This is a genomic window from Bartonella sp. AU16XJBT, from assembly GCF_028618665.1.
Taxonomy (GTDB): Bacteria; Pseudomonadota; Alphaproteobacteria; order Rhizobiales; family Rhizobiaceae; genus Bartonella.
The window spans coordinates 1-8,556 of the sequence record NZ_JAQITF010000031.1; the positions used below are offsets into that span (position 1 = coordinate 1).

At 36.9% G+C, this 8,556-nt stretch carries 5 protein-coding genes and 1 tRNA gene; 2 read left to right on the forward strand and 4 right to left on the reverse strand.

Features of this window, described 5'->3' with window-relative positions:
- The first annotated feature begins 443 nt into the window (after nt 1–443).
- Nucleotides 444–2,537, forward strand: a complete 2,094-nt coding sequence (locus tag PVV66_RS08845) for a S9 family peptidase (protein ID WP_273717659.1) — start codon at nt 444–446, stop codon at nt 2,535–2,537.
- An 81-nt stretch (nt 2,538–2,618) separates the two neighbouring features.
- Here PVV66_RS08845 and PVV66_RS08850 read toward each other — a convergent pair whose 3' ends face one another.
- On the reverse strand, nt 2,619–3,221 hold the full coding sequence (locus tag PVV66_RS08850) for a superoxide dismutase (protein WP_273717658.1): 603 nt from the start codon (nt 3,219–3,221) through the stop codon (nt 2,619–2,621).
- Nucleotides 3,222–4,042: 821 nt separating this feature from the next.
- Between PVV66_RS08850 and PVV66_RS08855 the strand changes: the two genes are divergently transcribed.
- Nucleotides 4,043–4,117 (forward strand) — tRNA-Gln (locus PVV66_RS08855).
- Nucleotides 4,118–4,362: 245 nt separating this feature from the next.
- On the opposite strand, the gene PVV66_RS08860 is transcribed toward PVV66_RS08855, so the two are convergent.
- Genes PVV66_RS08860 through PVV66_RS08870 form a run of 3 tightly spaced genes read right to left on the reverse strand, consistent with a single transcriptional unit; the run spans nt 4,363 to nt 7,809 of the window.
- Nucleotides 4,363–4,827 carry a toxin-activating lysine-acyltransferase gene (locus tag PVV66_RS08860; protein WP_273717657.1) on the reverse strand — a complete coding sequence of 155 codons (465 nt, stop codon included), beginning with the start codon at nt 4,825–4,827 and terminating at the stop codon, nt 4,363–4,365.
- Nucleotides 4,827–6,152: an HlyD family type I secretion periplasmic adaptor subunit gene (locus PVV66_RS08865; protein WP_273717656.1), complete on the reverse strand. Its 1,326-nt coding sequence runs from the start codon at nt 6,150–6,152 to the stop codon at nt 4,827–4,829. The genes PVV66_RS08860 and PVV66_RS08865 overlap by 1 nt, the downstream gene beginning before the upstream one ends.
- Entirely contained in the window at nt 6,142–7,809 is a 1,668-nt protein-coding gene (locus PVV66_RS08870; protein WP_273717655.1) for a peptidase domain-containing ABC transporter, read from the reverse strand. Before PVV66_RS08870 ends, PVV66_RS08865 begins: the two co-directional genes overlap by 11 nt.
- Nucleotides 7,810–8,556: the final 747 nt, after the last annotated feature.

Consider the following 8,556-nt stretch of genomic DNA (forward strand, 5'->3'; position numbering starts at 1 on the left):
GATTTATTTTTATGATTTATATTTATTAAATTTATAGCAAAAAACAAACTTTATTATAAATATGACAAAATATCACTATTTGGAATATACAACTATTCATTAAAGCGATATAGAATACTTTTTTGTTTTTTATGATATAACGGAAATATTTTAGATATATTTATTCCTTTCTATAAAATTATATATTTATACTGTTTCAAAAAAAATCAATTCTTTCTCTCATAACTTAATTGTCTTACCAGTCACTTCCATTATAAAAGTGGCATTCTATCCTTAGAAAACAATAGCTATGACAACTAATGAATAGAAGGATATTAATTGTAAAAATGATCATGACGCTATTTCTGCAAATGCGTTGAAATTATATTTTTACACTTGCATCAATAATTTTGATTCTAACATATAAACGAAGCTATTAACATATTTTAAATATAGGATTGTGTATGACCCGCACTTTTACAACTCCTCCCAAAGCATCTAGAATCACTCATAAAGAAATATATCACGGTATTTTTCGTGATGATCCCTATCATTGGCTACGTGCATCTAACTGGCAAGATGTTTTTAAAAATCCTAACTGTCTTGATCCCAATATTCGACATCATCTCGAAAAAGAAAATTCTTATCAAGCGGCTCAAATGGCTGATACAAAGCCATTACGAGATTTGCTTTTTACTGAAATGAAAAGTAGGATCCAAGAGAATGATAGTTCCGTTCCTATAAAAAATGGACCTTTTGCTTACGGATTTTCTTATGTTACCGGAGGGCAACAACCACATTATTTTCGGACACCAAGGAATGGTGGAGAAAAACATGTTTATCTTAATGGTGATCTTTTGGCTGAAGGTAAAGAATATTTCAGTTTGGGTTCAGTACAAGAATCTCCTGATCATAGATATGTTGTATGGACCTATGACGATAAAGGATCAGAATTCTATACAGCTAAAATTCGTAATTTAGACACATTATCTGATTTTACAGACACCATAACTGATACATCTGGACAAATTGTGTGGGATGCTCAATCTGAAGGTTTTTTCTATACAAAAGTGGATGAAAGCCACCGGCCTTCAGAGCTTTATTATCATCGCTTAAACACGGATCAATCACAAGATAAGCTTATTTTTCGTGAAGATAATCCAGGTTTTTTCTTAAATGTAAGTGGCTCTAAGCTTCATGATGTTATTTATATTAATATTCATGATCATGAAACGTCAGAGGTCTGGTTAATTCCTGCTGAAGCGCCTCTTACCATTCCTCAATGTGTACGAAAACGGCAAAAAGGTGTTGAATATTCCCTTACAGAAGGTGGTGATGTCTTTTATATCCTTACCAATTTAGATGACGCAAAGGACTTTAAAATTATGGTTGCGCCGCATGAAGCACCGCAATCAGAAAATTGGTCGGAACTAGTGTCTCATCAGCTTGGATGTTTGATCATATCCCATGATGCGTATCAAGACTTTCTCATTTGGCTCGAACGCTTTGAAGGACTTCCTCGTATAAAAATTATGGAGCGTACAACAAAACAAATCCATTCCATTGCTTTTGATGAAGAGGCTTATTCTTTAGGTCTACAAGGTGCAGCGGAATATAATAGTCCGTCCATTCGCTTTTCTTATTCATCTATGACAACGCCTGATCAAGTATTTGAGTATGAGATGAAAAGTCGCAAACGAATATTATTAAAGACGCAAATAATTCCCTCTGGCCATAATAAAGATGACTATATAACGCGACGTATTATGGCCACAGCAGAGGATGGTGAAAAAATTCCTATCTCACTTTTTTATCATAAAACGACACCTCTTAATGGTTGTGCACCTTGTTTGCTTTACGGTTATGGTGCTTATGGAATCTCTATTCCTGCCAGTTTCAATAGTAATGTCCTCTCTCTTGTAAATAGAGGTTTTATTTATGCTATTGCTCATATTCGTGGAGGCAAAGAAAAAGGGGTTGAATGGTATGAGAAAGGAAAACATCTTTTAAAATATAATACATTTACCGATTTTATTGCTTGTGGGCGCTATCTTGTAAACAATAAATTCACAGCGCATGATCGGCTTATTGCGCATGGTGGTTCGGCTGGCGGAATGTTGATGGGAGCTATTGCCAATATAGCACCACAGGATTTTGCTGGGATTATAGCCAATGTTCCTTTTGTTGATGTTTTAACAACGATGCTCGATGCTTCTTTACCTCTAACACCTCCTGAATGGCCCGAATGGGGAAATCCTCTTGAATCACAAGAAGATTATAATCTTATAGCTTCTTATTCTCCCTATGATAACGTCAAGGCGCAAAAATACCCTCCTATGCTTGTGATCGCAGGATTAACAGATCCACGTGTAACTTACTGGGAACCTGCAAAATGGGTAGCAAAATTGCGCGCGTTAAAAACAGATGATAATGCAATTTTATTGCGTATTAATATGGACTCCGGGCACGCTGGCGCGGCTGGACGTTTTTCAAAGTTAGAAGAAGTCGCTTATATCTATGCGTATATTCTAAAGATAGCAGGAAAAAACTGTTGCTAATCTATAATATCTTCGTTTTTAAGTCCCTATAATTTACTGGATTATAGGGACTTATAGACATTTAAAAATTATCTAGATAGCTTACAATCCGCAATCTTCATAAAGTTTTAAAACATAATCCCAATTGATCAAATGATCCACGAAAGCTTCAAGATATTTCGGACGAGCATTGCGGTAGTCAATGTAATAGGAATGTTCCCACACGTCCACACCTAGAATAGGTTGAGCATCATGAACCAAAGGATTCTCACCATTAGGCGTTTTCATAATTTCAAGCTTACTATCTTTAACAGCAACCCATGCCCACCCAGAGCCAAATTGGGCACCAGCAGCAGCAATAAAATCAGCACGGAACTTGTCATAGCCACCTAGATCAGATTCGATAGCTTTTGCTAGTTTTTCAGGCAGCTTTTGACCACCACCATCTTTTTTCATCCAATTCCAAAAATGGTTATGATTGTAATATTGCGCTGCATTATTAAACAAACCAATATTTTTTCCAAAACTTTTTTTAACAATCTCTTCAAGGCTTTCATTTTCCAAGCCTGCGTCTTTTATAAGGTTGTTGGTATTGGTAAGATAAGTGAGGTGATGCTTATCATGATGATATTCAAGCGTTTCGCGTGACATATAGGGCGAAAGAGCGTCGTAATCATAAGGCAATGCAGCCAATTCAAAAGCCATTTAAAAATCTCCTCGATTCTAATTGTTAAGCTTACTTAAAAATCCTAATTTGCCATTTGCAGTACCTAAAAGCAAATGTTGAATGCTTATTATATGTTAATTAATTTTAATGTCTCTCTCTTTGAAAAGGAGCTTTTAGGAAATATATGCTAATCAATCAAAAAGGACACAAGCACTATATATAAATAATGCTTCTGAAGACTTTTTGACATCTATGAACAGATAAAAATATCATGATCTTTTGAATGAAAAAATAGAGAATCCCTCGTTTTTTGTTCTTATACCTCAATTTTTTTCAATTTACTGATGTGTCATGGTGTTTACAACAGAATATTAAGTCATATTTTGAAGAGACATTTTTCAATGCGTTTGATGTCATTTTATGGGGCTATCTATGAAAAGTATGACAATAAAGAGATTACCATCTTTATGCTTAATGAAAGAGCACAGCGGTTATTATCCACTTTGCCAGCCCTCAATGTGGTGATAACTTTTGTTTTAATTGAGCAAGATGAGATTTGAATATATCAAGAAAAGTAAAGCATATGCTAATTTATTTAAAGACACGAGTTAAACGATAAGATTTTTATTTTCTGTTTCTAGGAAATCAATAAAAGAGCAAAATAATTAATGGATAAATGGTTGTGACTTGTGTTAGAAGGAAAATTGTATATTATTTTTGCTGCGAATTTGTATCGTTACGGTATCGTACAAGGTGTAGAGACTTTATGATAAAAAAGTAAAGTCTTTGATTTTCAGATATTGCGTCCAATCGCAGGAATCGCTATAAGGTGCAAAAGTAATTATAAAGCGTATTTTTTTGGGGTATAGCCAAGCGGTAAGGCACCGGTTTTTGGTACCGGCATTCCCTGGTTCGAATCCAGGTACCCCAGCCATCCTTTAATGAAATGAGTTAAGTCGAATTTTTAGGAAGCTTTGAGTGGATTAAATTTTTTGACGATTTGTTGCTATTGATATTAATCCGGTAAGCTGAGAAATATCCGTTTTTAGCGCGTTAGCTCTCAATCAATACGCTAAGATTCTCTTTTACGATAATGATTTCCAACTCGCTCTTTTAAAAGATTCTTTTCTATTAAGAGAGTGGGTTTAAATGATTGAGGCGCACTTAAGTAGATAAAAGCTACTCAGATGGTTTTTGTGCTCTATAACAACACCAACGGGTGATTTTTCGTATTCCACCGTCTTCATTACGTCGTACAGCATAAAAATAACGCTGATCAGGAAATATATTTCGTTGCATATCGCGGACAATATGTGCAGTATGGCCATAAGGTGCTACATAATCAATAAACCATACGTATTTTCCAGTCTGCCAGTCAGCATTGGGCAAAAGCTCTCCCATTTCAAGCATGGATTGATGATTTTTTTCATCTAAAAAAGCCCAAGTGATAAAGGCGCAAAATTCTCCATGTTCATTTTGATAGAGTTTGTATTGCCCAACCCGTAAGGCTGGACCTAAGTTTCGTTCAATATCCCAGATTAGCCAACGGCGGTGTAGGGGGGATTGAAGCATTAAAACGACCATAGCTCCTAAAGCCGTCATTGGATCTATGAGAGATGGTGCTGGATTTTCATTGATAGACATTATCTTTCCTTTAAAGATTGTTCTAAAATTTTTGTAATAGGTTCAAAGAAATAAGAAATAAGGCGCCGTTTTGAAGTAATGACATCAGCTGTCACGGTCATGCCAGGGATAAATTTCAGCTCTTGGTGATTAAAAGTGATGTGATCTTGGTCGATTTTGATTAAAACAGCATAAGCACCATTAATTTCTTGCTCATGGCGCGCTGTTGCACCTACATTCATAACTGTACCGTAGACAACACCGTAGCGTTCAGGTGGAAAGGCAGAAAATTTTACGTAAGCACGTTGGCCTTTTTCTAAAAAACCAATATCTCGATTATCAAAAAATGCTTCAACAATGAGTCCGCCTGTGTCAGGGACAATACGCATGAGCGTTTTACCGGCTTCTACAAAGCCACCCAAAGTGTGGATACTTAAATCATCAATACGTCCATCAACAGGTGCATAAAGTGATAAGTGATCAAGACGATATTGGCTGCTGTCAAGTTTGGCTTTTAAGCCTTGCAAAGAGAGTTCTGTTTCACGAGAAAGCTGCTGATAGCGGGCGATTTCATCGGAAATAAGGCTTTGTCTTTGTTGGTGGAGTGCTTCTATTTCAGCGGTATTTTCTTCCAAGCGTCTTTTATTGGCTAAAATTTCATGTTCTACATTTTTAAAATCATGGAGACGTTCTAAATAAAGAGAGTTACTGATGACTTTTGTTTCCATCAGACTCTTGGCAGCTTTGAGTTTTTCTTGGCTTAATTGTTGATCATCTTGTAATTTGTCCAATTGTGCGTATTGGACAGCACCGCTGCGTGTAACACGGTCAGCCTGAGCTTTCAGTGTTTTTACTTTATCTTGGAGCGATTGAAGAGTCGCGTGGATGAGTTTTTCCCCTTTCAGCCTTGCTGTATTGCTGCTAGAGGCAGGAATTTGCAAATAAGAAAGCCCTTTGGTTACAAAATCCGTATCCAAAGGATCTCGTTCACTCAAGGCAGCTAAGATAGCGGCGGCAATTTGCGCTTGAAGGGTCTGTTGAGCAATATCGGCTTGAACGCGTGCGCGTTCATTTAAGGCTTCACGGGGATCTAATTGAATAAGGAGATCACCTTGATGAACAAATTGCCCTTCTTTTACAAGAATTTTTTCAATGCGTCCTGTATTTTGCGCTTGGACGAGTTGAACATAGGAGGTGGGAATAACCGCCCCTTGTCCCCGTGCAACAATCTCTGTTTTTGAGATAAAACTACCAATGACAATAAAGAGGAATAAGGCGACAAAAACAGCAACCACCATATGAAGGGTTGGCGATAAAGGGCGCAAATGAGGAGCTTTATCTACCATTTTGTGTTCCCATTTCAGTGAAATTTAATAGGGTTGCATGCTTGGGAAAAAGATCGCGTTTGTGGGTAATGACGAGAACAATACGCTCTTGCGAAAGCGTGTATAAATGTTCAACAATTTGTGCACTAACCCTGTCATCCAATGCGGAAGTGGGCTCATCCAAGATAAGAATTTGCGGTTTGATGAGAAAAAAACAAGCCAATGCTAGGCGCTGGTGTTGACCTCCTGATAAAAAGCCCCCTTGTTCACCTACTTGGGTATGAAGCCCTTGAGGCAATTGAGAGATCAAATCATGACAAGCACTCGCATGAAGGGCAGCAACGATTTCATCCTCTGTAGCATCTGGTTTGGCAAGAAGCATATTTTCAAGAATGGTTCCGGAAAAAAGGCAAGGGCTTTGGGGAAAATACGCGATTGTTTTGCGCACACTACGGATATCAAAATTTTGTAAAGATTGATTGTTAAGCAATATTTTCCCACTTGATGGGGGATAAAGACTACAGAGAATCTTGGCAAAGGTTGATTTTCCACATCCTGAAGGGCCAAGCAACATGATAGGCCTACCAGGTTGTAAACAGACATCAAGGTGGTTGATAATAGGTGTGTCTCCATAAGAAAAACAGATATCTTTAGCTTCAAGATGGGGCTTGGTGATGAGTTGAAGGGGGGGCTTTTCCTTTTCCCATTCTGAAAGTGCGTTAAGAATATCACCCAAACGAAGACGAGAAATTTTTAAATGCTGCCATTCTTCCCATAAAGACGCAAGGCTTAAAATGGGACCAGAAACATTGCCAGCAAGAAGATGAAAGGCAATAAGTTGCCCTAGCGTAATCTGGTTTTGCAGCACTGCTTGAGCACCAAAAAAGATGATAAAAATAGTGAAAAGATCACCAAAAATATGGCTTAAAGCCCCATTTAAGAGATGAAATTTACTGGTTGTGAGGCTTTCATCTAGACTGCGGGCTAAAGTTTCTTGCATCCGTATCGTATGAGCAGCTTCTTTTACATGCGCTTTGATGGCTTCAAGATTGGTAAAACTTTCAATAAGGCGTGATTTATGGGCGGCTTGTAGAGTGAAAGCACGGCGTAATTGGCGGCGCAAGAAGGGACCGACGAATGCCAAAGAGCCCATTTGTAAAGGTAAAATGATAAGGACAATAAAGGTAAGTTTCGGACTAATAGAAAAGAGTGCAGCAAGATAAATAATGGCAAAGAGAACATTCAGTACGGTTGTGGCGATGGTTCCTGTTAAAAAACCGCGAATTGTATCAACCTCTCCAATACGCGAAAACAGTTCCCCCACTTGCCAATGACGTAACACAGGCAAAGAGAGGCTTAACAGATGGGTATAAATACGTCGTCCAAATTCTAATGTAAGCCGATTGGCTAAATAAGCACCTAGGTAACCTGATAGAGAGCTAAGAGCTGTGCTAAACAGCATGATAGCAATCATAAGGATAACAATAGCATAGAGACTTTCAATGCGCTGGAAAGGGAGAATACGATCAATAATTGCTTGAAAAATAAAAGGGTTTACCAAGCCCAGTAAACGCAAAACAATGGCAACACAACTGAGTTCAATAACATAATAAATATATTCCTTTGTTGTTCTTGTAAACCAAGAGAAGGCTACTGGTTTTTCTTGTGAATGACTCATTTGATTTTATGATTTTGTTTAAGAGAAAGAGGGCTTTATGCCTCATATTTTAACAGTATTGTAAATAGTATTATTGCTTAATTAAAATATACATTTTGTACGAATATAATATAAACATAATGTATTTATTATTTATAAAGTATTTTTATTGTTATTTTTTAAATTATATTTGACATTTTCTAAAATGCATAATAACCAAATTTTTCTGTATCATTGCGATGCAGTTTTTAAATAGATATACAAGAAGGATTTATATTTTGGGTTTATTTGGATCTAGGATATCTAATGGTTGGTCTAGGTTTTCATCAATAAATCTCTCAAGCAGTGGAACATAGTATGGGGGTACTGTTAGAGATTATCTCTTTGCAGGATTTTCAATGGGAAATAGGGGACATAGTATGGGAGTGGTAGTTGCTGGACTTATGGGGCAGCTAGAGGACCAGCGGGCGTTTGGGCAGGCATGCAACTAGGAGGAAGCGCTGGCTATGCAGGAGGATTTACGACAGGTTTAGGATATAAAGCCTATGCATGCTATTATTAATATATGAAATCAGAAGATATTTCTGAAGTGAACAGTCTTGTAGGCGTAATTATGTGTCTACAAACTTGACAGGAAGGTTTAGGTGCATAATTTTACAAAATTATATATTTAATTTGGATTCTTTTTATGATTGATATTATTATTATTATTGTAGAATTATTATTTTCTATAGGTGCTTTATTTATATTTTTCTATACATTGTTTTC